Raw genomic sequence first — 24,509 nt, forward strand, 5'->3', positions numbered from 1 at the left:
GGATGATGAATCGGATCGGTGGGGCGGTATTGGAACGCAAGGGTCGCAGCATCGCGCTGACGGTGCTGGGCCTGATCATGACAGCCGCCCCTGCGCTCGCGCAGACGCCCGCCGCCACAACGCCCGACCTCGCCGTGCAGGCCCGCGAGGCCTGGGCCAAGCGCGACCGCAAGCGGCTGTCCGCCCTCGTCGACGCAGCCCGCGTGCAGAACCACCCGCTGGCCGGCTGGGTCGAGTATTTCGACCTCAACGCACGCATGAGCGAGCTGCGCCAGCCTGACATGGACGGGTTCTACGCCCGCTACGGCGGCAGCTATGTGGAAGACCGGCTGCGCAACGACTGGCTGCTGGAGCTGGGCCGGCGCCGCGACTGGAGCAACTTCCGCCGCGACTATGCCAGCTACCAGATGCGCGACGACCGCGAGGTCGCCTGCTATGCGCTGGTCGCCGAGCACCTGGGCGGCGCCCGCATCGCCACCGACACCGCGCGCGCCGCCTGGCTGGCGCAGAAGGACGGTGACGACGGCTGCCAGCTGCTGGCCAGCACCATGGTGGACGCAGGGCAGTTCAAGCCCGACACGCTGTGGGCCAAGGCGCGCCTGGCCACCGAGCAGGGCCGCCCGCGCGCCGCGCGCCAGGCCGTCGCGCTGCTGGCGAGCCCGGCGCTGGACCAGAAGCTCGCCGAACTGCAGGACAACGCCGGCCGCTACCTGACGCGCAAGGGCCGCACGTCGCCGCGCAACGACGCCGAGCTGACCGCGCTGGCGCTGGCCCGCGTGGCCGCCGCCGACCCTGATCAGGCGGGCGACCTGCTGACCGACAAGTGGGCCCGGCTGCCCGCCGAGCTGCGCGCCTGGCTGTGGGCGCAGGTGGGCCGCCAGTCGGGGCTGCGGCTGCAGGACGACGCGCTGGCCGCCTTCGAGCGGGCCGACAAGCTCGCGCCCGAGCTGGCCTGGAGCGACGACACGCTGGCCTGGCAGGCCCGCGCCGCACTGCGCGGCAAGCAGCCCGCCGTGGCGCTGCGCGCCATCGACCGCATGAGCGCGGCCGAGCAGCGCGACCCGGCCTGGGCCTACTGGAAGGCGCGCGCCACGCGCCAGCAGGGCGACGTGCCCGGCGCCCGCGCGCAGCTCGCGCTGCTGGCGGCCACGCCGCTGAACTACTTCGGCCGCCTGGCCGCCGAAGACCTCGGCCTGGCCACGCCGCTGCCGCCCGCGCCTGCGCCGCTCACCGCGGACGAGCGCCGCAGCGCGCGCCAGCACGCCGGCCTCACGCGCGCGCTGCAGCTGATCGCGCTGAACCTGCGCAGCGAGGGCGTGCGCGAATGGAACTTCTCGCTGCGCGGCATGAACGACCGCGCGCTGCTGGCCGCCGCGCAGGAGGCCTGCGACCGCGAGGTGTGGGACCGCTGCATCAACACCAGCGAGCGCACCAAGACCGAGATCGACATCGCCCAGCGCTACCCGACGCCGCACCGCCCCGAGCTGATGCGCGAGGCGCAGTCCGCGGGGCTGGACCCGGCCTATGTCTACGGGCTGATCCGCCAGGAGTCGCGCTTCGTGCTGGATGCGCGCTCGCACGTCGGCGCCTCGGGGCTGATGCAGGTGATGCCGGCCACCGCGAAGTGGACGGCGAAGAAGGTCGGCATGACCTACAGCCCCGACCTGATGCACGACCGCGACTTCAACCTGCGCATCGGCACCAATTACCTCAAGCTCGTGCTGGACCGCTTCGAAGGCGCGCAGGCGCTGGCCGCCGCGGCCTACAACGCCGGCCCCGGCCGACCCGCGCGCTGGCGCGACGGCCCCGTGATCGACGCGGCCATCTGGGCCGAGAACATCCCCTTCGGCGAGACGCGCGACTACGTGCGCAAGGTGCTGCTCGGCGGCGCCGTGTACGCGCAGGTGCTGGGCCTGCCGGCCACGTCGCTGCGCGCTCGCCTGGGCACCAGCGTCGGCCCGGCAGGCGCACGTGCGGCCGATGTCAGCGACGTGCCACCGCCCGACGCCGGGGAGGCGCCCAAGTCATGACCCTGAACGTGCTCATCCTCGGCGGCGGCGGCTTCGTCGGCCGCGCGCTGTGCGAGCAGCTGGTGCGGCGACTGGGCGGCGCGGCGCGCATCACGGTGCCGACGCGGCGGCTCCGCCATGCCCAGGGCGTGCAGGGGCTGCCCGGCGTCACGGTGGTGCAGGCCGACGTGTTCCGCGACCTGCCGGCCCTGGTGCCCGGCCACGATGCCGTCGTCAACCTCGTGGCCATCCTGCAGGGCAGCGCGGCGGCCTTCGAGCATGTGCATGTGGGGTTGCCGCAGCGCATCGTCGCCTCGGGCGCCCGGCGCGTCGTGCACGTCAGCGCCCTCGGCGTGTCCGAGCAGGCGCCGTCGCGCTACCTGCGCAGCAAGGCCGCCGGCGAGGCCGTGCTGCAGGCGGCCGCCCAGGCCGGCGCGCTGTCGCTGACCATGCTGCGTCCGTCGCTGATCGTTGGCGCGGGGGACCGCAGCGTCAACCTGTTCGCCAGGCTGCAGCGCTTTGCACCCGTCATGCCGCTGGCCGGCGCCGATGCGCAGTTGCAGCCCGTCTGGGTCGGTGACGTTGCCGGCGCGCTGGTCGAGGCCCTGCTGCGCCACGAAGCCCAGGGCCAGACCTACGACATCGCCGGCCCGCGCGTGCTGACGCTGGCGGACCTTGTGCGCCTGGCCGGCCGCGTCGCCGGCTGCGAGCGGCCCGTGCTGCCGCTGCCCCACGCGCTGGCGACGCTGCAGGCGCTGGCCATGGCCTGCCTGCCGGGCGAGCCGCTGCTGTCGCGCGACAACCTGGCGTCCCTCACGGTGCCCAACGTCGCCGGCGGCCGCCTGCCGGGCCTGGCCGCGCTGGGCATCACGCCCGCCGCGTTGGAAGGTGTGCTGCCAGGCTATCTCGCGCCCGGCGCGGGCGTCGCGCGGCTCGATGCCTGGCGCGCGCGGCACTGACCCCGCCCGCGCGCATCAATCCCTTGCAGATTGCTCATCACCGCGCCGCCGGACTGCCATTAGGCTGTGGGCCATGAAGCTCTACATCGGCAACAAGAACTACTCCTCCTGGTCCATGCGCAGCGGCGTGCTGCTGGCCGCGTTCGACATCCCGTTCGAGGAGGTGCGGCTGCGCTTCGACTTCAGCGCCGGCTCCGAATGGACGCGCACCATCGGCGACATCAGCCCCACCCGGCGCGTGCCGGTGCTGGTGGAGGACGACGGCTTCGCCGTGTGGGAGACGCTGGCCATCGCCGAGTACGTGGCCGACCGCCACCCCGAACTGCCGATCTGGCCGCGCAACCCGCAGGACCGCGCCCGCGCGCGCAGCCTGTGCGCCGAGATGCACGGCGGCTTCTCGCGGCTGCGCACGGTCTGCCCGATGAACATCGAGGCCTTCTTCCCCGACGTGGGCGAGACACTGTGGCAAGAGGACGCCGCGCTGCGCGCCGACGTCGCCCGCATGGACGCGGCCTGGTGCGACGCGCTGGCCGCCAGCGGCGGGCCGTTCCTGTTCGGCGGCTTCAGCGCGGCGGACGCCTACTTCGCGCCCGTGGCCGTGCGGCTGAGCCGCTTCGGGCTGCCGGTGTCCGAGGCCGCAGCCGCCTACCGCGACGCGCTGCTGGCGCACCCGGCCGTGGAAGACTGGATCGCCGATGCGATGCGCGAGCAGGACTTCGTGCCCGAGGACGAACCCTACCGGCAGGCGCGACATGCTTGAGTTGCGCCCGATCTGCGAACACTGCGCCGTCGCGCTGCCGCCGGAGTCCACGGCCGCCCGCATCTGCAGCTTCGAATGCACGTTCTGCGCCGACTGCGTGGACGGCCTGCTGGGCAACGTCTGCCCCAACTGCGGCGGCGGCTTCGCGCCGCGGCCGGTGCGGCCGGCGCGGGACTGGAAGGGTGGCAACTTCCTCGCGCACTACCCGGCACGGACGGAACCCAGGCTCAGGCCGGTGGACCCCGAAGCCCATGCCCGGCTCGTCGCGGCCCTGCAAGGCCTGCCCCCCGAACGCCGCTAGCGCGGGCGGCTGGGCGGGGCCGCAGAATCCACGGCCATGAACGCCCCGCCCCGCTTCCAGACCTACCTCGTCGGCGGCGCCGTGCGCGACCGCCTGCTGGGCCTGCCGGTGCAGGACCGCGACTGGGTCGTCGTCGGCGCGTCGCCGCAGGATTTGGCTGCAGCCGGCTACCAGCCGGTGGGCAAGGATTTCCCCGTCTTCCTGCACCCGCAGACGCACGAGGAAGTGGCCCTGGCCCGCACCGAGCGCAAGACCGCCGCCGGCTACCACGGCTTCGCCTTCCATGCCGCGCCGGACGTCACGCTGGCGCAGGACCTGGCCCGCCGCGACCTGACGATCAACGCGATGGCCGAGGATGCGGACGGCCTCGTCATCGACCCGCACGGCGGCCAGCGCGACATCCGCGACCGGGTGCTGCGCCACGTGTCGCCCGCGTTCGCGGAGGACCCCGTGCGCATCCTGCGCCTGGCCCGCTTCGCGGCGCGCTTCGCGGACTTCAGCGTCGCGCCCGAGACCCTGGCGCTGATGCGCGGCATGGTGGCCGCCGGCGAGGTGGACGCGCTGGTGGCCGAGCGCGTCTGGCAGGAGTTGTCGCGCGGGCTGATGGAGCACCAGCCCTCGCGCATGCTGGAGGTGCTGCGCGAGGCCGGCGCGCTCGCGAAGCTGCTGCCCGAGGTGGACGCGCTGTTCGGCGTGCCGCAGCCCGAGGCGCACCACCCCGAGATCGACACCGGCCTGCACGTGCTGATGGTGCTGGACCAGTGCGCTCGCCAAGGCGCGCCGCTGACGGTGCGCTACGCCTGCCTGTGCCACGACCTCGGCAAGGGCACCACCCGCCCCGAGGAACTGCCGCGCCACATCGCCCACGAGGCGCGCAGCGAGAAGCTGGCGCGCGTCGTCAGCGACCGCTGGAAGGTGCCCACCGACTGCCGCGAACTGGCCGAGCTGGTGGCGCGCGAGCACACGCACGTGCACCAGAGCGCCGGGTTCAGCGCCGAGGCGCGGCTGCGCCTGCTGCAGCGCTGCGACGCCTGGCGCCGGCCGCAGCGCTTCGCCGAGCTGCTGTGGGCCTGCGAATGCGATGCCCGCGGCCGCCTGGGCCTGGAGAACCGTCCCTACCCGCAGCGCGAGCGCCTGGCCGCCGACCTGGCCGCCACGCTGACCGTGGACCTGGCCGCCGTCAGCGCCGCCGCGATGGCCCGCGGCGCCCAGGGGCCGGACATCGGCCGCGCCGTGCAGCGTGCGCGCCTGGAAGCGCTCCACGCGGCGTCGACCTGACGCGCCACAGGGCGCCGGCCGGCCGCCCCGCGGGCTTTGCGTTGCTTCACCGACAGGTTTTTGTCAGGCTCGCTACAGTTGCGCGTTTTTGCGCCCGGGGCCGATGGCGGCCCGCTGCGGCGGCGGTGCCATCCACAAGCAAGTCAGGCAGGGTCACGAAGATGAATTTGGCATGGGATAAGGGCGCCCGACTGGGCGCGATGGTCGTCCTGGGTGCGAGCTTGGCGTCACTGCTGGCGGGCTGCGGGCAGTCGAGCAGCCCGGCGGCGCCCGCCTCGCCGCCACCGCCCGAAGTGGGCGTCATCACCGTGACCCCGGAGCGCGCCGACCTGGCCGCCGAACTGCCAGGCCGCCTGGAGGCCTACCGCGTCGCCCAGGTGCGCGCGCGCGCCGCCGGCATCCTGCAGAAGCGCCTGTTCACCGAAGGCTCGGACGTGAAGGCCGGCCAGCCGCTGTTCGAGATCGACGCCGCGCCCTACCGCGCCACGCTCGCCAGCGCGCAGGCCCAGCTGGCCCGCGCCGAAGCCAACCTCACGCAGGCCCAGGCGCTGGCCGACCGCTACGCGCCGCTGGCCAAGACGCAGGCCGTCAGCGCCCAGGAGGCGCTGAACGCGCTGGCGTCGGCCCAGCAGGCCAAGGCCGACGTGGCCGTGGGCAAGGCAGCCGTGCAGACGGCGCAGATCAACCTCGGCTACGCCACCGTCACCGCGCCCATCGCCGGCCGCATCGGCCGCGCGCTGGTCACCGAGGGCGCACTGGTGGGCCAGGGCGAGGCGACGCAGCTGGCCGTGGTGCAGCAGATCGACAAGCTCTACGTGAACTTCACGCAGTCCGCCGCGGAAGTGATGCGGCTGCGCCAGGCGCTGGCCGCCGGCAAGCTGCAGCGCGCCGGCAAGGACGCCGCCCAGGTGCAGGTGCTGATGGAGGACGGCAGCGTCTACCCGCAGACCGGCAAGCTGCTGTTCTCCGACCTGAGCGTGGACGCCGCCACCGGCCAGATCACGCTGCGCGCCGAGCTGCCCAACCCGGCCGGCGCGCTGCTGCCCGGCCTGTACGTGCGCGTGCGCCTGGCGCAGGCCGAGGTGAGCAGCGCCGTCTGGCTGCCGCAGCAGGCCGTCAGCCGTGGCGTGAGCGGCGACACGGTGCTGGTGGTGGCCGATGACGGCAGCGTCAGCGCCCGGCCCGTCAAGCTCGGCCCGGCGCAGGGCGGACGTGCCCTCGTGCTGGAGGGCCTGAAGACCGGCGAGAAGGTCGTCGTGGACGGCCTGCAGAAGACGCGGGCCGGCGGCAAGGCCCGCCCGGTGCCGTGGGCGCCGGCCGGGTCGGCGTCCGCGCCCGCCGCCGCGCCCGCCTCGGCAGCGTCGCGCTGAGGCACTGAAAAGATGATGCCCCCACGCTCACTTCGTTCACTGCCCCCCGAGGGGGCGCAGGCTTCCCTTGGGGCGGCCCGGCGGAAATCCTGACATGGCCCAGTTCTTCATCAACCGACCCATCTTCGCGTGGGTCATCGCGCTGTTCATCCTCGTCATCGGCGGCGTGGCGGTCACGCAGCTGCCGATCTCGCAGTACCCGCCCGTGGCGCCGCCGTCCATCGTGCTGTCGGTGACCTACCCCGGCGCCTCGGCGCAGACGCTGGAGGACTCGGTCATCAGCGTCATCGAGCGCGAGATGAACGGCTCGCCGGGCCTCATCTACATGGAAGCCGTGTCGCAGGCCGACGGCACCGGGTCGCTGACGATGAGCTTCGACCCGGCCACCAACCCCGACCTGGCGCAGGTGGACGTGCAGAACCGCCTGGCCCGCGCCACGCCGCGGCTGCCGTCCGCCGTCATCCAGCAGGGCGTGCGGGTGGACAAGGCCAACCCGAACTTCCTGCTCTTCATCATCATGTCGAGCAGCAACCCGGCGTTCGACCCCATCGCGCTGGGCGACTACGCGTCGCGCACCGTGCTGCCCGAGATCCAGCGCGTGCCGGGCGTGGGCCAGGGCCTGCTGTTCGGCACCGAGCGCGCGATGCGCATCTGGCTGGACCCGGCCAAGCTGGTGGGCTACCGCCTGGCGCCGGCCGACGTGAACGCGGCCATCCAGGCGCAGAACGCGCAGGTCAGCTCCGGCTCCATCGGTGACCTGCCCAACGTGCCCGGCCAGCCGGTCGCGGCCACGGTCGTCGTGCGCGGACAGCTCACCAGCGTCGAGCAGTTCGGCAACATCGTGCTGCGCGCCAACCCGGACGGGTCTTCCGTGCGGCTCAAGGACGTGGCCCGCATCGAACTGGGCGCCGACAGCTACACCGGCCGCTCCACGCGCCTGAACGGCACGCCGTCGGTGGGCGTGGGCGTGCAGCTCGCGCCGTCGGCCAATGCGCTGCAGACGGCCAAGCTCATCAAGCAGCGCCTGAAGGAGCTGCAGCCCTACTTCCCCGCCGGCGTGAAGGCCGACATCCCGTTCGACAGCTCGCTGTTCATCGACATCTCCATCTCGCAGGTCGTCGAGACGCTGCTGGAGGCGGTGTTCCTGGTGTTCCTGGTGATGTTCCTGTTCCTGCAGAACATCCGCTACACGCTGATCCCGACGCTGGTGGTGCCCATCGCGCTGCTGGGCAGCTTCGCCACGCTGCTGGCGCTGGGCTTCTCCATCAACGTGCTGACCATGTTCGGCATGGTGCTGGTGATCGGCATCGTCGTGGACGACGCCATCGTCGTGGTGGAGAACGTCGAGCGCATCATGAGCGAGGAGGGGCTGTCGCCCTTCAAGGCCACGCAGAAGGCGATGCGCCAGATCTCGGGCGCCATCATCGGCGTGACCGTGGTGCTGATCTCGGTGTTCGTGCCGCTGGCCTTCTTCAGCGGCTCCATCGGCAACATCTACCGCCAGTTCTCGGCGGTGATGGTCAGCTCCATCGCGTTCTCGGCCTTCATGGCGCTGTCGTTCACGCCGGCGCTGTGCGCCACGCTGCTCAAGCCCGTCGAGGCCGGCCACCACCTGGAGAAGCGCGGCTTCTTCGGCTGGTTCAACCGCGGCTTCAACCGCACCGCCAAGCGCTACGAAAGCACCGTCGCCAAGCTCATCCGCCGCACGGGCCGCTCGTTCGTCATCTACGGCGTCGTCATCGCCGTGGCGGTGCTGATGTTCCAGCGGCTGCCGACGTCCTTCGTGCCCAACGAGGACCAGGGCAACATCCTGGTCAACGTGCAGCTGCCGCCGGGCGCCACGCAGGCGCGCACGCTGGAGGTCATGAAGCAGGTCGAGACCTACATGCTGGCCCAGCCCGAGGTGGAGAGCATGGTGGGCGTGGTGGGCTTCAGCTTCGCGGGCTCCGGCCAGAACGCGGGCCTGGCCTTCGTCACGCTCAAGCCCTGGGACGAACGCCACGGCGCCGAGCACTCCGCCCAAGGCCTGGTGGCGCGCGCCTTCCCGGCGCTGGGCAAGATCCGCGACGCGGTCATCTTCCCCACCAGCCCGCCGCCCATCCGCGACCTGGGCCGGGCCAACGGCTTCGCGCTGCGCCTGCAGGACCGCGGTGGCCACACGCGCGCCGAACTGCTGGCCGCGCGCAACCAACTGCTGGCCGCGGCCGCCAAGAGCCCGCTGCTGACCGCCGTGCGCCCCGACGGCCTGGAAGACGCCGCGCAGCTCGAACTGAGCCTGGACCGCGAACGCGCGATGGCGCTGGGCGTGAACATCGGCGCCATCAACGCGGTGCTGGGCACGTCGCTCGGGTCCAGCTACGTCAACGACTTCCCCAACGCCGGCCGCCTGCAGCGCGTCATCGTGCAGGCCGACGCGCCGGCACGCATGGCGCCCGAGGACCTGCTCAAGCTCAACGTGCTGAACGCCGCCGGCCAGCCCGTGCCGCTGAGCGCGTTCGCGAGCAGCCAGTGGATCAGCGGCGCCATGCAAACGGTGCGCTACAACGGCTACCCGACCATGCGCATCGCCGGCGAACCGGCCAAGGGCGTGTCCAACGGCACGGCCATCGCCGAGATGGAAAAGCTCGCGGCCGAGCTGCCGCCGGGCTTCGGCTACGAATGGACCGGCCAGTCGCGCGAGGAAAAGCTCTCGGGCTCCACCGCCTTCATCCTGTTCGGCTTCTCGCTGCTGGCCGTGTTCCTGTGCCTGGCCGCGCTGTACGAGAGCTGGAGCATCCCGCTGTCGGTGCTGCTCGTCGTGCCGCTGGGCATCCTGGGCGTCGTGCTGGGCGCGAGCTTGCGCGGGCTGGAGAACGACGTCTACTTCAAGGTCGGCATGATCACCATCATCGGCCTGTCGGCGAAGAACGCGGTGCTGATCATCGAGTTCGCCAAGGACCTGCACGCGCAGGGCCGCGACCTGTACGAGGCCGTCGTGGAAGCGGCGCACCTGCGCTTTCGCCCCATCCTGATGACCTCGCTGGCCTTCATCCTCGGCGTGCTGCCGCTGGTGCTCGCCAGCGGCGCCGGCTCCGCCAGCCAGCGCGCCATCGGCACCGGCGTGATGGGCGGCATGATCACCGCGGTGGTCCTCGCCGTGTTCCTCGTGCCGGTGTTCTTCGTCGTCGTGCGCAAGCGTTTCCCCGGCAGCGAGCGGCAACACCGCCACGATGCCCACCTGCCCCAGGAAGACTGAGCATGAAAGCCACTTTCAGCCTCATCACGCTGGCCGCCCTGCTCACCGCCTGCGCCGGCCCCGAACCCAGGCGCCCGGTGGCCGCTGACGCGGCTGCCGCCGCCGTGCCCGCCGCCTTCCCGCAGGCCGGCGGCCCCAGCGCCACGGCCGCCACCGAGCTGCCCTGGGCGCAGGCCTTCAAGGGCGAGCGGCTGCAGAAGCTGATCCCGCTGGCGCTGACCAACAACCGCGACCTGCGCATCGCGGTGCTCAACATCGAGACGGCGCGCGCCACCGCCGCAGCGCGCGACGCCGACCTGTGGCCCACCGTCGGCGCGGGCATCAGCGGCTCGCGCACGCCGCTGGCGTCCGGCGGCATCAACAGCCTCTACCAGGCCGGCCTGCAGGTCTCGGCCTACGAGCTGGACGTGTTCGGCCGCCTGCGCGGCCTGAGCAGCGCCGCGGCGGCCCAGGTGCTGGCCGCGCAGTCCAGCCAGCAGGCGGTGCGCACCGCGCTGGTCGCCAGCGTCGCCAATGCCGAGATCGCGCTGCAGGCCGATGCCGCGCTGCTGAAGATCACGCGCGACACGCTGGACACGCGCGAGCAGTCGCTGTCGCTGACCCGCCATCGCTTCGAGGGCGGCGTGTCCGCCGAGCTGGACCTGCGCACGGCCGAGTCGTCGCTGCAGGCGGCCCGCGCCGTCTACGCGCAGGCCCAGCGCCAGCGCCAGCTCGACGAGAACGCGCTGGCGCTGCTGATCGGCGGCCCGCTGCCGGCCGACCTGCCCGCCCCCACCGGCGACCTGGCCGACTTCGAGCCGCTGGCCGAGCTGCCCGCCGGCCTGCCCAGCGACGTGCTGACACGCCGGCCCGACATCCGCCAGGCCGAGTTCCAGCTCGGCGCGGCCGACGCCAACATCGATGCCGCCCGCGCCGCCTTCTGGCCCCGCATCACGCTGACCGGCAGCGTCGGCACGGCCAGCGGCCACTTGTCGGACCTGTTCAAGAACTCGGCGTGGAGCTTCGCGCCGCAGCTGGTGCAGCCGATCTTCGACGCCGGCCGCAACCGCGCCAACCTGGCCAGCGCCCGCGCGTCCCGCGACATCGCACTGGCCCAGTACGAGAAGGCCATCCAGACGGCCTTCCGCGAGGTGGCCGACGGGCTGAGCAGCCGCGCCACGCTGGCCGAGCAGCGCGCCGCCCTGGCCGCGCAGGTGGACGCCGAGACGCGCCGCCTGAACGCGGCCGAGCAGCGCTACACGGCCGGCGTCTCCAACGCGCTGGACCGGCTGGATGCACAGCGCTCGCTGTTCCTGGCCCAGCAGACGCTGGTGCAGGTGCAGAGCCAGCGCGCGCAGAACCTGGTGACGCTGTACCGCGCGCTGGGCGGCGGGGAGTGAGCATGCGCGGCCTGCTGATCGCGCTCTCCCTGCTCACGTTGCTGCCTGCGGCGCAGGCGCAGGAGTCGATCCGCGAGCGCATCAAGGCCCGCATGGAACAGCGCCGCGCCGACAAAGGCGACGCGCCCGCCACGGCCGGCCTGCAAGAGCTGGAGGTGCAGGGCCGCAAGGTGCTGGTGCACCTGCCCACCCGCTACGACGAGGCGAAACCGGCGCCGCTGGTGCTGGCCTTCCACGGCGGCGGCGGGCATGCCGGCTACATGGCCGACGACGAGAAGTACGGCCTGCAGAAGAAGGCCGACGAGGCCGGCTTCGTCGTCGCCTTCCCCAATGGCTACAGCAAGTTCCCCGGCGGCCGCCTCGCCACCTGGAACGCCGGCGGCTGCTGCGGCGACGCGCGCGACCGCAATGTCGACGACGTGGCTTTCGCCCGCGCCGTCGTCGCCGCCATCCAGGCGAAATACGCCATCGACGCCACGCGCGTGTTCGCCACCGGCATGTCCAACGGCGGCATGCTCGTGCACCGGCTGGCCTGCGAGGCGCCGGACGTGTTCCGCGCCGTCGCATCCGTGGCAGGCACCGATGCGACCACGAGCTGCGCGCCGTCCCGGCCCATCTCCGTGCTGCACATCCACGCCAGGGACGACGACCACGTGCTGTTCAACGGCGGCGCCGGCCCGAACGCCTTCCGCGACGAGCGCAAGGTCATGGCCTTCGTCTCCGTGCCCGAGACGATCTCGCGCTGGGTGCAGCGCGACCACTGCGCCACACCCGCGCAACGCACGCTCGACACGCCCGGCGCCTTCTGCGAAACCCACACCGGCTGTGCGGGCGGCACGTCCGTGCAGCTCTGCGTCACCGACACTGGCGGCCATTCCTGGCCCGGCGCAACCACGGTGCGCCGCGGCAAGGCCCCCGCCTCCACGGCGCTCGATGCCAACGACGTCATCTGGCGCTTCTTCGAAACTTCTTCGAGTTGAACCTCATGCGCTACCTCCTCGCCTCCCTTGCGCTCGCCGCCTCCTTCGTCGCCCAGGCGGCCGGCGGCCCGCCGCCCATCTATGACGAAGGCGTGGATGCCAAGGCCGCCATCAAGGCGACGCTGGCCGAGGCCGAGCAGGCCAAGCTGCCGGTGCTGGTGGTCTTCGGCGCCAACTGGTGCGGCGACTGCCGCATGCTGGACACCACGTTCAAGCACGGCCCGAGCGCGCCGCTGATCGCGCAGCACTTCAAGGTCGTGAAGGTGGACGTGGGCCGCTTCGACCGCAACGTGGACATCGCCGAGGGCTACCGCGTGCCGCTGAAGAAGGGCATCCCGGCCGTGGCCGTGCTGTCGCCGCAGGGCAAGCTGCTGTACGCCACCGAAGGCGGCGAGCTGGCCGACGCGCGCAAGATGGGCGACCAGGGCGTGTACGACTTCTTCACCCGCATCGCGACCACGGCGAAGTGACGGCGCCGTCGCTGGCCGCCGCGTCGCGCGCGCTGCGCACGCAGTTCTTCGTCACCGGTGCGCTGTTCGCCACCTGGGGCGTGCACGTGCCCACCGTCAAGACCCACTACGGCCTGGGTGAACAGTCGCTGGCGATCGCGATGCTCGCCAGCGGCGTGGGGGCGTTGATCGCGCTGGCGCAGGCCGGCCGCGTGGTGGGCCGCTACGGGCCGCGCGCGGTGTCCGCCGTCATGGGCCTGCTGTGCAGTGCGGCGGTGGCCAGCCTCATCGCCCTGCCGCAGTACGCGGCGCTGCTGGTCGTCATGGGCGTGTTCGGCATCAGCGCCAGCCTGTTCGACGTGGCCATCAACGCCGAAGCCAGCGAGATCGAGCGCCAGGCGGCCAAGCCGTTGATGAGCGGCTTCCACGGCATGTTCAGCCTGGGCGGCATGTGCGGCGCAGGCCTGGGCAGCGTGGCGCCCGCGCTGGGCCTCAGCGCCCAAGGCCACCTGCTGCTGGCCACTGGTGCCGCCCTCGCCGCGCTGCTGCTCGCCTGCCGGGCGATGCTGCCGCCGCCCGAACCTCACGAGGCCGGCGGCAAGCAACCGCTGAGCATCCCGCGCGGCCCCCTGCTGCTGCTGGGCGTGCTGGCGTCCATGGGCTTGATCGCCGAGGGCGCGATGTACGACTGGAGCGTGCTCTTCATGAAGCAGGAGCGCGGCAGCCAGGCCAGCACTGCGGCGTTGGCCTATGCCAGCTTCAGCGGCGCGATGGCGGCCGGTCGCTTCGGCGGCGACTGGGTGCGCGGGCGCGTGCCTGCACCACGGCTGATGCGCGCGAGCGGCGTGCTGGCCGCGGCCGGCATGGCGCTGGCGCTCGCGGTGCCCGTGCCCGGCGTCGCGTTGGGCGGGTTCGCGCTGGTGGGCCTGGGCCTGTCCAACGTCGTGCCGGTGCTGTTCAGCGCGGCCTCGCAAGTGCCCGGCGTGAGCCCGGCGCACGGCATCGCCGCCGTGTCGGGCATGGGCTACCTGGGCATGATGGCCGGGCCGCCGCTGATCGGCCTCGTGGCGGAGCATTCGTCGCTGACGACAGGGTTGCTGGTGGTCGTGGTGTTCGCGGTATTCATGGCGCTGTCGGCGAAGCGGGCGCTGCGCGCTGCCTGAGCGACGCGTGAACGTCGCTTCGACAAGCAGCTTCGCCCAGGTCTTGCCGTCGCGCGTTCAGCGCCCCACGGGCCGCGATGCCGCAGCCGCGCGCTCGCACGCCGCCTTCTCGCTCGCGCTGCCGAGGGCCATGCACCGTGCGACGCGGTCGTTGACGGTGCCGGGCACGCTGCCCGCGGGCGCCGACGTGGACAGCGCGGCCGTGGCGGCGCTGTTGCGCCGCTTGAGCGGCACGGAAATCTGCGGGATCACCCGCTCCTCGGACTGCATCGTGGCCGACTCCTTGTCGTTTTCCGCGGCGGTGACGGCGGCGCTGCGCGTCGGCATGACCCTGGAGGCCGCCGTCATGGGCGCAGGCGCCGAAGCCGGCGGCGCGGGGGACTTGACCTGCTGAGCGACTGCCGCGCCCGCGAGGGCCGCCGACAGGATGCCGCCGAGGATGGCGTCGAAGGCAAGTCTCATGGGGCACCTCTCTGGTCAGTTCTGGTGCCACGAGTGTCAAGCCGCGCGCGGTGGCGGCATGTAGGAGGCTGGCTCGCATGGGGTGGCATTGATACTGGTATCAGCGAGGCGGCCTCTCAACGTCATCGGCCGCGTCGGCATCCGGTGCCGGCACCAGGCCAAGCCTAGCCAGGCGAAAAAAAACCGGCTCAGGAGAGCCGGTCTTCAGGGAGCCCGCTGGGCTCAGTAGCGACCGCCGCCGAAGCCACCCGTGCCGTAGCCGACATCCGCACGCTTGGCGGCGGTGTACCCACCTGCGCCGTAGCCGCTGGAATCCTTGGCTGCTTCGCGGGGACGGGCCAGGCTCACGACGATCGAGCGGCCGTCGACGGACATGCCGTGCAGCGCGGAGATGGCGGCCTGGGCGACTTCCGCGGAAGCCATTTCCACGAACCCAAAACCCTTGGAGGTGCCGGTTTCACGGTCCATCATGACCTTGGCGGAAGAGACGCTGCCGAACTCGGCAAAGTTGCTCTTCAGGCTGGAATCGGTCACGGAATAGGGCAGGTTGCCCACGTAAATCTTGCTGCTCATGCGAGCCTTTCTGAGTATTTCCGCACCGTCAGGATGCGGATCTGCGAATCGGGAGTCCGCAGCGGGTGGGGCGTGTGGGCAGGGTCTGGAGGGACCCTGTCGTCCTCACACCAGGGGTGCGGCATGCACAAGTGCAGCCAGCCCGCAGTGGCAGCGAACCGCCGAACAGCTTCGCGTGAGGCAGAGGCGGGTCGGAAGGCATTGGCACAGCGAGTGTGGATTATATCTTTTCCCGCATGCTTTGGCGAAATGATATTTCTCCAAGTATTGAGACAGCGCACTGGGGCAGAGCCCCGGCGAGCGGCGAGAGACCGTTGCTGAGCCCATCGGTTCAACCCGATGGAACGCGTGTCGGCATTCACGGCATCGCTCAGGCGGAACCGCAGTGGCGCACAACGGTAAGGCTTTGTTCGCCCCGGTTAACGGCGCAAGCATTGCTCACAGCTCGCTACGTTTGTCCGGGTGGGCCTGCCTAAAGTCGCGCCTCTTTCATCTTCCACGAGACCACCGATGTCGAGACTTTCGCCCCTGATCGTCGCCAGCAGCGCCCTGTTGCTGAGCGCTTGCGCCACCAAGGATTTCGTCAGAGAGACCGTCGCACCGGTGCAGACCCGCGTGGACAGCCTGGACACCCGCGTGCAGGCACATGACGACGGCCTCAAGGCCCTGGACGGCCGCATGCAGGGCAGCGAGGCGCGCATCGTGGCCCTGCAGGAGGAGGCTGCGGCGCGAGCCCAGGCCTTCAACAACCTGCCCAAGCCACCCACCCTGCTGATGAGCACCGTGCTGACCGACGACAAGATCAAGTTCAGTTCGGGCCGCGCCGAGCTCACGGCGCAGGCCGGCCAGGAACTCGACCAACTTGTCGCCAGGCTCAAGGCCGACAACCAGCCGGTGTTCGTCGAGATCCAGGGGCACACCGACGCCACCGGCAGCGACGCGCTCAACCAGCAACTGGGACTCAAGCGGGCCGAAGCCGTGCGCCTGCACCTGGCCCGCGCCGGCCTGCCGCTGGCGCGCATGGCGACGATCAGCTACGGCAAATCCGCGCCCCTGGCCGACAACAGCACCCGCGAAGGCCGCAGCACGAACCGGCGGGTTCAGCTGATGGTGATGCGCTGAGCGGGGGCGAGCTTGCAGCTTGACGAGCTCAGTGTGGGCGTTCAACGACTTGGCCAGCGCGTGCTTCAGTCGCTCTCGGAATATGAATCCAAGCAGCCCCAGCAGTGCAGCAGGAGCAAGCCCGATGGCAAGCATCGTGGCCTGCAATGCACCCGACAACGCGAAGAACTCAGCCATAGCTACCAATGCGCGGCGACGAAACAAACATTCTGGGCGAGTAGCAGCGCAAATCCGATGAAGCCAGACATGTAAAGCAGCGAGGCAATCCAACGCATGGCAGGATGAGTTTGGTCGAGATATTGGCGCGCATATTCGTAGATGGTTGGCAACGCATCGTCATCGGCCGCCACCTGCTCGCGGCGCACGGTGTCACGCCTCAGCCGATGGTTCGTGGTGGCTCTCAAAAGGTTTGAGAGCTGTTGGTTCACGTCAAAGCGCTGCTGTGCAGAAGCCGGCATGGCTTCAAAGACCTGAAGCAGCTCATAGGCAGTGCGCTGCTGCTGACTGAATTCCCGATAGCTTTTCGTCTCACCGAGCAACTTGGGGCATCTGGCAGCGACGACCAGGTTTGCCAGCATGAACACCACGGCGACCACGAAGAGCACCTTCCAGCTGAAAGGCAGGGCCAGATGCAACGGCAGTCGATGGCCTAGAACCTCAACCGTAACGACGTCCTGAGCGTGCTCCATCAGCTTGGCCGTCACTGGGACGACGAGTGCCCACACGCTGGCCGAATGGATTGCGCGATTCACGCTGAGCGCCCTGAGGGTTGACCAGCTCATTGCTTGCATCGTCATCAGCTACCTCCCCGCGCAACCTGAGCACAGACGCGTCTAGCTTTTGTAGAAGTCTGAGCCGATTGTAGAAAAGCCCCGGATAGCAAGCTATGCGGGGCTTTCGTCTCAGTGCTTGTCGCACTTGATAATTCTTGGTGGCCTGGGGCGGAATCGAACCACCGACACGCGGATTTTCAATCCGCTGCTCTACCAACTGAGCTACCAGGCCTTGGTCTGTTGCCGATCGGCTTGGAGCCGTTCAGCGAGTCCGCGACTATAGCACAGGCAAATGCGCCGCCGATGCGATCAGTGCCGCGCGTCAGCCGCCGCCGCGCTTGTTGCGGGTCAGGTCGACGCCGAGCTGCTTGAGCTTGCGGTAGAGGTGGGTGCGCTCCAGGCCGGTCTTCTCGGCGACACGGGTCATGGAGCCGTTTTCCTTGGCGAGGTGGAACTCGAAGTAGCTCTTCTCGAAGGCGTCGCGGGCCTCGCGCAGCGGCCGGTCGAGCTCGAAGCTCTGCTCGGACGCCAGCGAGTTGCCGCTCGGCATGTGGCTGCTCAGCGCCACGCTGTGGCTGGGCACGGACTGCGTCAGGCCGGGCTCGGGGCGGCTGTAGCTGGGCAGGCCCGGAACGGCCGGCGCCGGGCGCGGCGGCGCGGTCTTGACGAGGGCCTGCTCGACGGCGCGCAGCAGCTTCTGCAGCGTGATGGGCTTTTCGAGGAAGGCGATGGCGCCGAACTTGGTCGCCTCGACAGCCGTGTCGATGGTGCCGTGGCCGCTCATCATGATGACGGGCATGGTGAGCAGGCCGGCGCTGCCCCACTCCTTGAGGAGCGTGACGCCGTCGACATCGGGCATCCAGATGTCGAGAAGCACGAGGTCGGGGCGCATGCGCTCGCGCGCCGCCCGGGCCTGGGTGGCGTTCTCGGCAAGCTCGATGGTGTGCCCCTCGTCGCTGAGGATTTCTGACAGCAGGGCGCGGATGCCCAGCTCGTCGTCGACAACAAGAATGGTGGCCATGAATCCTTAGGTCTTGGCGCCTGGTGCACCGGGCTCGGTGGCGGGCGTCAGATTCGAAAATGATAGCGAAACTTGCGCGCCAATCACGGGCGGCTCCAACTCCTCGTCGGAGGGAGAACCCGCATCGGCAATGGGATGCAGGTTGCGCAAGGAGATGCGGGCGCCGTGTTCGTCGGCGATTTTCTTGACGACGGCCAGGCCCAGGCCGGTGCCCTTGGCCTTGGTGGTGACGTAGGGCTCGAAGGCGCGCTTGAGCACTTTTTCGGCAAAGCCGGGGCCGTTGTCGATGATCTGCAGGCGCACCGCACGCGGCGTGCCGGCCTCGGTGAGCGCCAGCGCCGAGCGCACCAGCACGCGGCCGTCAGGGCGCTCGTGCACGGCGTCCAGCGCGTTCTGCACGAGGTTGTGGATGACCTGGCGGAGCTGGCTGGCGTCGCCCTTGATGTGCGGCAGCCCGGGCGCGAGCTCGGCGAACAGGTGTTCACGCTCCTGCGCCTCGGCATAGAGGCTGAGCACCTCCTGGATCAACGCGTTGAGGTCCAGCGGGTGCAGCTGCGCGGACGGCAGCCGGGCGTAGTCGCGGAACTCGTTGACGAGCTGCTTCATCGCCTGCACCTGATTGACGATGGTGGCCACGGAGCGCACGAGCATGGCCTGGTCGGCGCCCTCGAGCTTGGCTTCGAGCTTGTGCTGCATGCGCTCGGCCGAGAGCTGGATGGGCGTGAGCGGGTTCTTGATCTCGTGGGCCAGCCGGCGCGCGACTTCGCTCCACGCCGCCGAGCGCTGGGCGGACACGACCTCCGAGATGTCGTCGAACACCACCAGGCGCGCCCCCTGCGGCAGCGGCGCGCCGCGCACCAGCAGCGTCAGCGGGTCCTGCTTGGGGTCGAGCTGCAGTTCGAACGACTCCTGCCACAGCTCGCGCTCCATGCCGCGCTCGCCGGGGTCGGTGGCGCCCAGGGCCTGGTCGAAGCGCTGGTCCAGCGACACGGCAAAGCCCGCGAGCTGCGGCAGCTCGGCCAGCGGCCGGCCGATGCAGGCCGACAGCGGCAACCGCAAGATGCGCGTGGCGCCGGGGTTGACGGTTTCCAGGTGTCCGTCGGCGTCGAAGACCAGCACGCCGGCGGTCAGGTTGTCCAGGATGGTCTGCAAATGGGTGCGGGCGCTCTCCAGCTCGGCCACGCTGCGCTGCACCTGCGCACGCGCGTCGGCGAGCTGGCCGGTCATGTCGGCGAACGAGCGCGTCAGGCCGCCCAGTTCATCGCGCGTGGCGAGCACGGGGCGCGCGGAGAGGTCGCCCTGCGCCACCCGGCGCACGCCGTCGGCCAGCATCAGCAGCGGCCGCGCGAGCTGGTTGCCGAGTGTGACGGCCAGCAGCAGCGCGGCGAAGGTGGCGAGGATGAGCACCAGCGTCAGCGTGCCCAGGTACATGCGGCGCAGGCCCACGCGCTCGAGAGACCGCTGCTGGTACTCGCTGTTGGCGGTCTGCACGGCCAGCGCGTTGGCGAGCATGCTGGCCGGGATGCGCTGCACCACCATCAGGTAGCGTTCGCCCAGGCCCAGGCGCAGCTCGCTGTTGGGCAGCAGCGCCAGCGCGCGGATCTGCGCGCCGCCCTGCAGCGCCATGGCCTCGTCTTCCAGGCCCTCGAGCTGGCTGACCGCGCTGCCGCCGCGGGCGCGGCTCAGCATGCTGTCGCTGGGGCGGTCGGGGGTGAGCTGGCGGGTGTCGCCGCCGCTCTCGAACAGGATCTGGCCCTTGCCGCCCACGACGGCGACGGTGCGCGCGCCCAGCTTGTCGCGCAGGCGCTCCATGGCGAGCAGTTGCGGCCCGCTGGCGTCGGCGAGCTGGTCGGCGGCGTCGCGTGTCTTGTTGCCCAAGTCGGACACCATCGCGTCCAGCGTGCCGCGGCCCAGGTTCAGGCCGGCCTCCAGCGCGCTGGCCAGCTTCACGTCGAACCAGGTCTCGATGCTGCGGTTCACGAACTGGTAGGAGACAGCGTAGATCATCACGCCGGGCACCACGCCCACCAGCGCGAAGATGCTGGCGAGCTTGAGCAGCAGCCGGCTGCCGAAGCGGCCGCGGCGCACGCGCACGACCAGCCGCACCGCGGCCGTCAGGATCACCAGCGTCAGCACCGCCGCGACGGCCACGTTGACCCAGTACAGCCAGTGGTAGTGCCGCTCGAAGAAGCCGCGCTCGTTGGTCGAGCCGATGGACAGCAGGAACGCCAGCACACCGGAAACGCCCATGAGGGTCACCCCCGTGATGACCCAGCCCCAGCGCGCGGCTCTGCTCATTTGAGTGTGAAGTCGGGCGCGAAGTAGTGCTTCTGCTCGACGCTGAGCGCGAAGCCGGACTGCAGCCCGCCGATCTGCATGAGGCGCGGCAGCTGGGTGGCGTCCAGCTTGTAGCTGAACTCCAGGTAGTAGCCGCCGCTGTCGTCCAGGTCCTTGGGCTCGGCGATGCGCCAGGCGCTCTGCCCGCGCAGCACGGTCAGCGCCTCGTCCAGCGTGGCGAAGCTCTGGTGCAGGCCGCCGGTGGAGACGCGGTACTGCCGCGTCAGCGAATCCCACTTCAGCCGCCAGGTGCGCTCGGCGCGCGCGACGCGGGCGTCGCGCCAGTACCAGCGGCTGCGCAGCACGGTGGCCTCGGCGACGAAGTACAGCGGCACGTCCTTGTGCAGCGCGTCCACGGCGGCGCGGCCCAGCTCGAACCGGGTAGCGAAGCTCAGCTCCAGCCCGTCTTCGGCCTTGCGTGCGGAAATCTGCGCCAGCTCGACGCCGTCGGCCCGCGCCGACCCGGGGAGCAGGGCGAGCAGCGCGGCGAAGCAGGCGGCAATGACGATCCGGGCGAGCAACTAGGGTTTGACCAGCAAGGCGTAGAAGAAGCCGTCCAGGGGCGGCTGGGCTTGCGGGGCATTGTCAGCCAGGGGCAGCAGGTGCCCGGTGATCCCTGGCACGGGGTGCGACTTCGCGTCAGGCTGGCGTTGCAAAAACGCGTCGAGCTGGGCCTGGCCCTCGGCACGGAAGACGGAACAGGTGGCGTACACGAGCCGGCCGCCCGGCGCCAGCAGCGGCCACAGCGCATCCAGCAACCCGGCCTGGACCTGCGCCAGCGCCGTGATGTCGTCGGGCCGGCGCAGCCAGCGCACGTCCGGGTGGCGGCGCACGATGCCGGAGGCGCTGCACGGCGCGTCCAGCAGGATGGCGTCGAAGGGCTGGCCGTCCCACCAAGTGGCCGTCTGGCGGGCGTCGGCGGCCTTCAGCGTTGCCTGCTGGCCGAGACGGTTGAGGGTGTCCTGCACGCGCGTCAGGCGCAGCGCGTCGGCATCCAGCGCGGTGAGCTGCAGGTCGGGCTGCAACTCCAGCAGGTGGGCGGTCTTGCCGCCGGGGGCCGCGCAGGCATCGAGCACGCGGGCGCCGGGCCTGAGGCCACCGCCCAGCACCAGCGGCGCGGCGAGCTGCGCGGCCGCGTCCTGCACCGACACCAGGCCTTCGGCAAAGCCCGGCAGCGCGGACACGGGCACGGGCTTGTCCAGCACGACGGCCTGCGGCGCGGACGCCCCCAGCACGCGTGCGGCGATGCCCTGGCCGGCCAGCCGCTCGACATAGGCCGCGGCGCTGCTGCGCTGCGCGTGCACGCGCAGCGTCATGGGCGGCGGGCGGTTGTTGGCGGCCAGGATGGCCGGCCACTGCGCCGGCCAGTCCTGGCGCAGCTTCTCTATCCACCACGCCGGGTGGTTGAACGCGCCCTGCGGCGTGTGCTCGGCCGCGGCCACCAGGGCGTCGCGCTCGCGCAGGAAGCGGCGCAGCACGGCGTTGACGAAGGCCGCGCTGGCCGGCGCGCGGGTCTTCATGGCGTGCACGGCCTGGTCGACGAGGGTGTGGTCCGCGTACATCGGCGTGGCCGCGGGTTCGGGGTCGGGCCACAGCAGCGCGAGCGCGACGAGCAGCAGGCCGTCCACGCGCGCGGGTGGCGCCTTGGGCGCGAGCTGGCGGCGCACCGCCTCGGCACCACCCAGGCGGCGCAGTGCGGCGAAGGCCAGCGCTTGCGTGCCGGGGCGCAGGTCGGCAGGCACCTTGGCCAGCAGGTCGGTCAGCGAGCGCCCGTCGCGCACGCCCTGCACGGCATCGGCCGCCTGCGACAGCAGCCGGTGCAGCGGCGCGCTCAAGCCGGCTGATTGGGGGCTTTGGGACATCACGCCAGTGTAGGAGCGGCCTTGGCGACACAATCCCTCGCCATGAACGCCCCCGCCCAAGACGCCCCCGTTTCCGAGCGCATCCGCTACCGCCTGGTGTCGGCCGGCTGCCGCCACCACGCCAACGACAACATCGCCGACTTCATCGAACCCGGCGAGCTGGACGCGCTGCAGGCCGAGGTGCAGGCCAAGATGCAGGCCGTGCTGCAGAGCCTGGTGATCGACACCGACAGCGACCACAACACGCAGGACACCGCCAGGCGCGTGGCCAAGATGTTCCTGCGCGAGGTGTTCGCGGGCCGGTACGTGGCGCCGCCCACGGTGACCGAGTTCCCCAACGCCAGCCGCCTCAACGAGCTGATGATCGTCGGCCCCATCACCGTGCGCAGCGCCTGCTCCCACCACCTGTGCCCCATCATGGGCAAGGTCTGGATCGGGCTGCTGCCCAACGAGCACTCCAACCTCATCGGCCTGTCCAAGTACGCACGGCTGTGCGACTGGATCATGAGCCGCCCGCAGATCCAGGAAGAGGCCGTCACCATGCTGGCCAACGAGCTGCAGGAACGCGTGCAGCCCGACGGCCTGGCGCTGGTGATGGAGGCCGACCACTTCTGCATGCACTGGCGCGGCGTCAAGGACAGCGAGTCCAAGATGACCAACAGCGTCATGCGCGGTGCCTTCCTCAAGGACGCCAACCTGCGCCGCGAGTTCCTCTCTCTCATCTCCAAGGGCTGACCATGCTGGTTCGACTCATGTATGCCAGCCGCGCCACCGCGGCGCCCGCCGACGGCGACCTCGCCGCCATCCTCAAGGCCTCGCGCGAGCACAACCCGGCCGAGGGCATCACGGGCCTGCTGTGCTTCACCGACGGCGTGTTCGTGCAGGTGCTCGAAGGCGGCCGCAACGCGGTCAACGCGCGCTACAAGCGCATCGTCGAAGACCCGCGCCACCGCGACGTCATCCTGCTGGCCTACGAGGAAATCACCGAGCGCGGCTTCGCCGGCTGGACCATGGGCCAGGTCAACCTGCAGCGCCTGAACCCGGCCCTGCTGCTGAAGTACTCCGAAACCGGCAAGCTGGACCCCTACGCGATGAGCGGCACGGCCATGAGCGCGCTGTTCCGCGAGATGTGCGCCTCGGGCGCGATCGCGGTCAGCTGAGCCGCCGCCCCCGCTTCACAGCGAGCGCGCCTCGCTGAACCCGTAAAGATTCGCCAGCACCCGCGTCGGGAACTGGTGCAGCGCCTCGTTGTACTGGCCCACGGCCTGGTTGAAGACCTGCCGGGCGAAGGCGCGCTGGCGTTCGATGAGCTTGAGCTCGCTGACCAGCCCGTCGATGGCGGTCTCGCTGCGCAGCTCGGCCTGGTGGTCCAGCAGCGACAGCAGCCGCGTCAGCGCGGCCGCGTGCAGTGCGCTGGCGACCGCCAGCGTGCCGACCGGGTCGGGCGCCCAGGGTTTGGCGCGCGAGGCCTGCGTCGCTGCCTGGGACTCGGCCTGCGCACTGGCCAGCGCGTCGAAGGTGGCCTGCTCGCTGGGCAGGCGCGGCGACACGGCGGCCAGCAGCTTGTCGCAGACCTCGGCGCGGTCCTTCAGGTGCGCATCGAGCTGCACGAAGGCCTCGCCGATGGCGTTGCGCAGCGACATGAGGCGGTTGTAGGCGCCCACGCCCCAGAAGAACAGCAGCGCCGCACCGACGACGCCCAGCCAGCCCCACGGCGTCATGCGCCGGCCCGGTACTGCGTGAACCCCCGCGCCCGCAGCTCGCACGCCGGGCAGTGGCCGCAGCCATGGCCCCAGGCGTGCAACTCGCCGCGCTCGCCGAGGTAGCAGGTGTGCGTGTCCTCGACGATCAGCTTCACCAGCGCCTCCCCGCCCAGCCCCTCAGCCAGGCGCCAGGTGGCCGCCTTGTCGATGAACATCAGCGGCGTCTCCAGCGTCATGGGCGTGTCCAGGCCCAGGCTGAGCGCGACCTGCATGGCCTTCATGGTGTTGTCGCGGCAGTCCGGGTAGCCGGAGAAATCGGTCTCGCACATGCCGCCCACCAGCACCGACGCGCCGCGCCGGTAGGCCAGCGTCGCGGCGAAAGTCAGGAACAGCAGGTTGCGGCCCGGCACGAAGGTGTTGGGCAGGCCGTTGGCCTGCATCTCGATGGCGCGCTCGTCCGTCAACGCGGTGTCGCTGATCTGGCCCAGCACCGACAGGTCCAGCAGGTGGTCCGCGCCCAGCCTGCCGGCCCACTGCGGGAACTGCGCAGCAATGGCGGCGCGCACGGTGTTGCGGCAGTCCAGCTCGATGCGGTGGCGCTGACCGTAGTCGAACGCCAGCGTCTCCACCTCGGCGTAGCGGTCCAGCGCCCAGGCCAGGCAGGTCGTGGAGTCCTGGCCGCCGGAAAACAGCACCAGGGCTTTGCGGGAGTCGTTCATGGGCGGGATGCTACCTTTGCCTCTCGTCCACAGCGGCCCGCCGGCCCTCTCCGC

Annotated in this window: 23 protein-coding genes and 1 tRNA gene; 14 read left to right on the plus strand and 10 right to left on the minus strand. The window is 71.0% G+C overall.

Annotation, left to right across the window (positions count from 1 at the left end; all coding sequences use genetic code 11):
- Nucleotides 1-5 precede the first annotated feature (5 nt).
- From ACO07H_RS22680 to ACO07H_RS22730, 11 genes are all read left to right on the plus strand, one after another.
- A complete protein-coding gene (locus ACO07H_RS22680) occupies nt 6-2,030 on the plus strand; it encodes a transglycosylase SLT domain-containing protein (protein WP_422018416.1) in 2,025 nt (674 codons plus the stop codon).
- A complete protein-coding gene (locus tag ACO07H_RS22685; protein ID WP_422018417.1) occupies nt 2,027-2,968 on the plus strand; it encodes a complex I NDUFA9 subunit family protein in 942 nt (313 codons plus the stop codon). Before ACO07H_RS22680 ends, ACO07H_RS22685 begins: the two co-directional genes overlap by 4 nt.
- 73 nt (nt 2,969-3,041) lie before the next feature.
- Nucleotides 3,042-3,728, plus strand: coding sequence for a glutathione S-transferase family protein (locus tag ACO07H_RS22690; protein ID WP_422018418.1), 687 nt, complete (start codon nt 3,042-3,044; stop codon nt 3,726-3,728).
- Nucleotides 3,721-4,029: a DUF1272 domain-containing protein gene (locus tag ACO07H_RS22695; protein ID WP_422018419.1), complete on the plus strand. Its 309-nt coding sequence runs from the start codon at nt 3,721-3,723 to the stop codon at nt 4,027-4,029. Before ACO07H_RS22690 ends, ACO07H_RS22695 begins: the two co-directional genes overlap by 8 nt.
- 36 nt (nt 4,030-4,065) lie before the next feature.
- A complete protein-coding gene (locus ACO07H_RS22700) occupies nt 4,066-5,307 on the plus strand; it encodes a multifunctional CCA addition/repair protein (RefSeq protein ID WP_422018420.1) in 1,242 nt (413 codons plus the stop codon).
- Between the two features lie 200 nt (nt 5,308-5,507).
- Entirely contained in the window at nt 5,508-6,677 is a 1,170-nt protein-coding gene (locus ACO07H_RS22705; protein WP_422018421.1) for an efflux RND transporter periplasmic adaptor subunit, read from the plus strand.
- Nucleotides 6,678-6,771: 94 nt separating this feature from the next.
- Nucleotides 6,772-9,912 (plus strand): efflux RND transporter permease subunit, encoded by a 3,141-nt coding sequence (locus ACO07H_RS22710; RefSeq protein ID WP_422018422.1) that lies wholly within the window; start codon nt 6,772-6,774, stop codon nt 9,910-9,912.
- 2 nt (nt 9,913-9,914) lie between these two features.
- Nucleotides 9,915-11,291 carry an efflux transporter outer membrane subunit gene (locus ACO07H_RS22715; RefSeq protein WP_422018423.1) on the plus strand — a complete coding sequence of 459 codons (1,377 nt, stop codon included), beginning with the start codon at nt 9,915-9,917 and terminating at the stop codon, nt 11,289-11,291.
- A 2-nt stretch (nt 11,292-11,293) separates the two neighbouring features.
- Nucleotides 11,294-12,271 (plus strand): alpha/beta hydrolase family esterase, encoded by a 978-nt coding sequence (locus ACO07H_RS22720; RefSeq protein WP_422018424.1) that lies wholly within the window; start codon nt 11,294-11,296, stop codon nt 12,269-12,271.
- Between the two features lie 5 nt (nt 12,272-12,276).
- Complete coding sequence (locus ACO07H_RS22725) at nt 12,277-12,741, plus strand: thioredoxin family protein (RefSeq protein WP_422018425.1); 465 nt, start codon at nt 12,277-12,279, stop codon at nt 12,739-12,741.
- Entirely contained in the window at nt 12,738-13,883 is a 1,146-nt protein-coding gene (locus tag ACO07H_RS22730) for an MFS transporter (RefSeq protein WP_422018426.1), read from the plus strand. Before ACO07H_RS22725 ends, ACO07H_RS22730 begins: the two co-directional genes overlap by 4 nt.
- A 57-nt stretch (nt 13,884-13,940) precedes the next feature.
- Here ACO07H_RS22730 and ACO07H_RS22735 read toward each other — a convergent pair whose 3' ends face one another.
- Nucleotides 13,941-14,345 (minus strand): hypothetical protein, encoded by a 405-nt coding sequence (locus ACO07H_RS22735; RefSeq protein ID WP_422018427.1) that lies wholly within the window; start codon nt 14,343-14,345, stop codon nt 13,941-13,943.
- A 222-nt stretch (nt 14,346-14,567) separates the two neighbouring features.
- Nucleotides 14,568-14,918 (minus strand): RNA recognition motif domain-containing protein, encoded by a 351-nt coding sequence (locus ACO07H_RS22740; RefSeq protein ID WP_422018428.1) that lies wholly within the window; start codon nt 14,916-14,918, stop codon nt 14,568-14,570.
- A 510-nt stretch (nt 14,919-15,428) separates the two neighbouring features.
- Here ACO07H_RS22740 and ACO07H_RS22745 point away from each other — a divergent pair.
- Nucleotides 15,429-16,040, plus strand: coding sequence for an OmpA family protein (locus ACO07H_RS22745; RefSeq protein ID WP_422018429.1), 612 nt, complete (start codon nt 15,429-15,431; stop codon nt 16,038-16,040).
- 179 nt (nt 16,041-16,219) lie between these two features.
- Here ACO07H_RS22745 and ACO07H_RS22750 read toward each other — a convergent pair whose 3' ends face one another.
- From ACO07H_RS22750 to rsmB, 6 genes are all read right to left on the minus strand, one after another.
- Entirely contained in the window at nt 16,220-16,837 is a 618-nt protein-coding gene (locus tag ACO07H_RS22750) for a hypothetical protein (protein WP_422018430.1), read from the minus strand.
- 132 nt (nt 16,838-16,969) lie between these two features.
- Nucleotides 16,970-17,045, minus strand: a tRNA-Phe gene (locus tag ACO07H_RS22755).
- 90 nt (nt 17,046-17,135) lie between these two features.
- On the minus strand, nt 17,136-17,834 hold the full coding sequence (locus tag ACO07H_RS22760) for a response regulator (RefSeq protein ID WP_422018431.1): 699 nt from the start codon (nt 17,832-17,834) through the stop codon (nt 17,136-17,138).
- Nucleotides 17,835-17,840: 6 nt separating this feature from the next.
- A complete protein-coding gene (locus ACO07H_RS22765; protein WP_422018432.1) occupies nt 17,841-20,132 on the minus strand; it encodes an ATP-binding protein in 2,292 nt (763 codons plus the stop codon).
- Nucleotides 20,129-20,692: a DUF4390 domain-containing protein gene (locus ACO07H_RS22770; protein ID WP_422018433.1), complete on the minus strand. Its 564-nt coding sequence runs from the start codon at nt 20,690-20,692 to the stop codon at nt 20,129-20,131. Before ACO07H_RS22770 ends, ACO07H_RS22765 begins: the two co-directional genes overlap by 4 nt.
- A complete protein-coding gene (gene rsmB / locus ACO07H_RS22775; RefSeq protein ID WP_422018434.1) occupies nt 20,693-22,033 on the minus strand; it encodes a 16S rRNA (cytosine(967)-C(5))-methyltransferase RsmB in 1,341 nt (446 codons plus the stop codon).
- Nucleotides 22,034-22,075: 42 nt separating this feature from the next.
- On the opposite strand from rsmB, the gene folE reads away from it, so the two are divergent.
- Entirely contained in the window at nt 22,076-22,768 is a 693-nt protein-coding gene (gene folE / locus ACO07H_RS22780) for a GTP cyclohydrolase I (protein WP_422018435.1), read from the plus strand.
- A 2-nt stretch (nt 22,769-22,770) separates the two neighbouring features.
- Complete coding sequence (locus ACO07H_RS22785; protein WP_422018436.1) at nt 22,771-23,193, plus strand: BLUF domain-containing protein; 423 nt, start codon at nt 22,771-22,773, stop codon at nt 23,191-23,193.
- 15 nt (nt 23,194-23,208) lie between these two features.
- Here the strand turns inward: ACO07H_RS22785 and ACO07H_RS22790 are convergent, their stop codons facing one another.
- Together ACO07H_RS22790 and queC are read right to left on the minus strand one after the other, a co-directional pair.
- Nucleotides 23,209-23,754 (minus strand): LemA family protein, encoded by a 546-nt coding sequence (locus tag ACO07H_RS22790; RefSeq protein ID WP_422018437.1) that lies wholly within the window; start codon nt 23,752-23,754, stop codon nt 23,209-23,211.
- Entirely contained in the window at nt 23,751-24,455 is a 705-nt protein-coding gene (gene queC / locus ACO07H_RS22795) for a 7-cyano-7-deazaguanine synthase QueC (protein ID WP_422018438.1), read from the minus strand. Before queC ends, ACO07H_RS22790 begins: the two co-directional genes overlap by 4 nt.
- Nucleotides 24,456-24,509: the final 54 nt, after the last annotated feature.

The sequence above is a fragment of the Roseateles sp. genome, from assembly GCF_965229315.1.
Classification (GTDB): Bacteria; Pseudomonadota; Gammaproteobacteria; order Burkholderiales; family Burkholderiaceae_C; genus Pelomonas.

Bases quoted from the DNA above. Each gene is read 5' to 3' on its own strand.
- ACO07H_RS22685 (WP_422018417.1), top strand. From the start codon at position 2,027: ATGACCCTGAACGTGCTCATCCTCGGCGGCGGCGGCTTCGTCGGCCGC.
- ACO07H_RS22745 (WP_422018429.1), top strand. From the start codon at position 15,429: ATGTCGAGACTTTCGCCCCTGATCGTCGCCAGCAGCGCCCTGTTGCTG.
- ACO07H_RS22690 (WP_422018418.1), top strand. From the start codon at position 3,042: ATGAAGCTCTACATCGGCAACAAGAACTACTCCTCCTGGTCCATGCGC.
- ACO07H_RS22695 (WP_422018419.1), top strand. From the start codon at position 3,721: ATGCTTGAGTTGCGCCCGATCTGCGAACACTGCGCCGTCGCGCTGCCG.
- rsmB (WP_422018434.1), bottom strand. From the start codon at position 22,033: ATGTCCCAAAGCCCCCAATCAGCCGGCTTGAGCGCGCCGCTGCACCGG.
- folE (WP_422018435.1), top strand. From the start codon at position 22,076: ATGAACGCCCCCGCCCAAGACGCCCCCGTTTCCGAGCGCATCCGCTAC.
- ACO07H_RS22735 (WP_422018427.1), bottom strand. From the start codon at position 14,345: ATGAGACTTGCCTTCGACGCCATCCTCGGCGGCATCCTGTCGGCGGCC.
- ACO07H_RS22715 (WP_422018423.1), top strand. From the start codon at position 9,915: ATGAAAGCCACTTTCAGCCTCATCACGCTGGCCGCCCTGCTCACCGCC.
- ACO07H_RS22740 (WP_422018428.1), bottom strand. From the start codon at position 14,918: ATGAGCAGCAAGATTTACGTGGGCAACCTGCCCTATTCCGTGACCGAT.
- ACO07H_RS22765 (WP_422018432.1), bottom strand. From the start codon at position 20,132: ATGAGCAGAGCCGCGCGCTGGGGCTGGGTCATCACGGGGGTGACCCTC.
- queC (WP_422018438.1), bottom strand. From the start codon at position 24,455: ATGAACGACTCCCGCAAAGCCCTGGTGCTGTTTTCCGGCGGCCAGGAC.
- ACO07H_RS22750 (WP_422018430.1), bottom strand. From the start codon at position 16,837: ATGACGATGCAAGCAATGAGCTGGTCAACCCTCAGGGCGCTCAGCGTG.
- ACO07H_RS22760 (WP_422018431.1), bottom strand. From the start codon at position 17,834: ATGGCCACCATTCTTGTTGTCGACGACGAGCTGGGCATCCGCGCCCTG.
- ACO07H_RS22785 (WP_422018436.1), top strand. From the start codon at position 22,771: ATGCTGGTTCGACTCATGTATGCCAGCCGCGCCACCGCGGCGCCCGCC.
- ACO07H_RS22710 (WP_422018422.1), top strand. From the start codon at position 6,772: ATGGCCCAGTTCTTCATCAACCGACCCATCTTCGCGTGGGTCATCGCG.
- ACO07H_RS22720 (WP_422018424.1), top strand. From the start codon at position 11,294: ATGCGCGGCCTGCTGATCGCGCTCTCCCTGCTCACGTTGCTGCCTGCG.
- ACO07H_RS22705 (WP_422018421.1), top strand. From the start codon at position 5,508: ATGGTCGTCCTGGGTGCGAGCTTGGCGTCACTGCTGGCGGGCTGCGGG.
- ACO07H_RS22790 (WP_422018437.1), bottom strand. From the start codon at position 23,754: ATGACGCCGTGGGGCTGGCTGGGCGTCGTCGGTGCGGCGCTGCTGTTC.
- ACO07H_RS22725 (WP_422018425.1), top strand. From the start codon at position 12,277: ATGCGCTACCTCCTCGCCTCCCTTGCGCTCGCCGCCTCCTTCGTCGCC.
- ACO07H_RS22700 (WP_422018420.1), top strand. From the start codon at position 4,066: ATGAACGCCCCGCCCCGCTTCCAGACCTACCTCGTCGGCGGCGCCGTG.
- ACO07H_RS22680 (WP_422018416.1), top strand. From the start codon at position 6: ATGAATCGGATCGGTGGGGCGGTATTGGAACGCAAGGGTCGCAGCATC.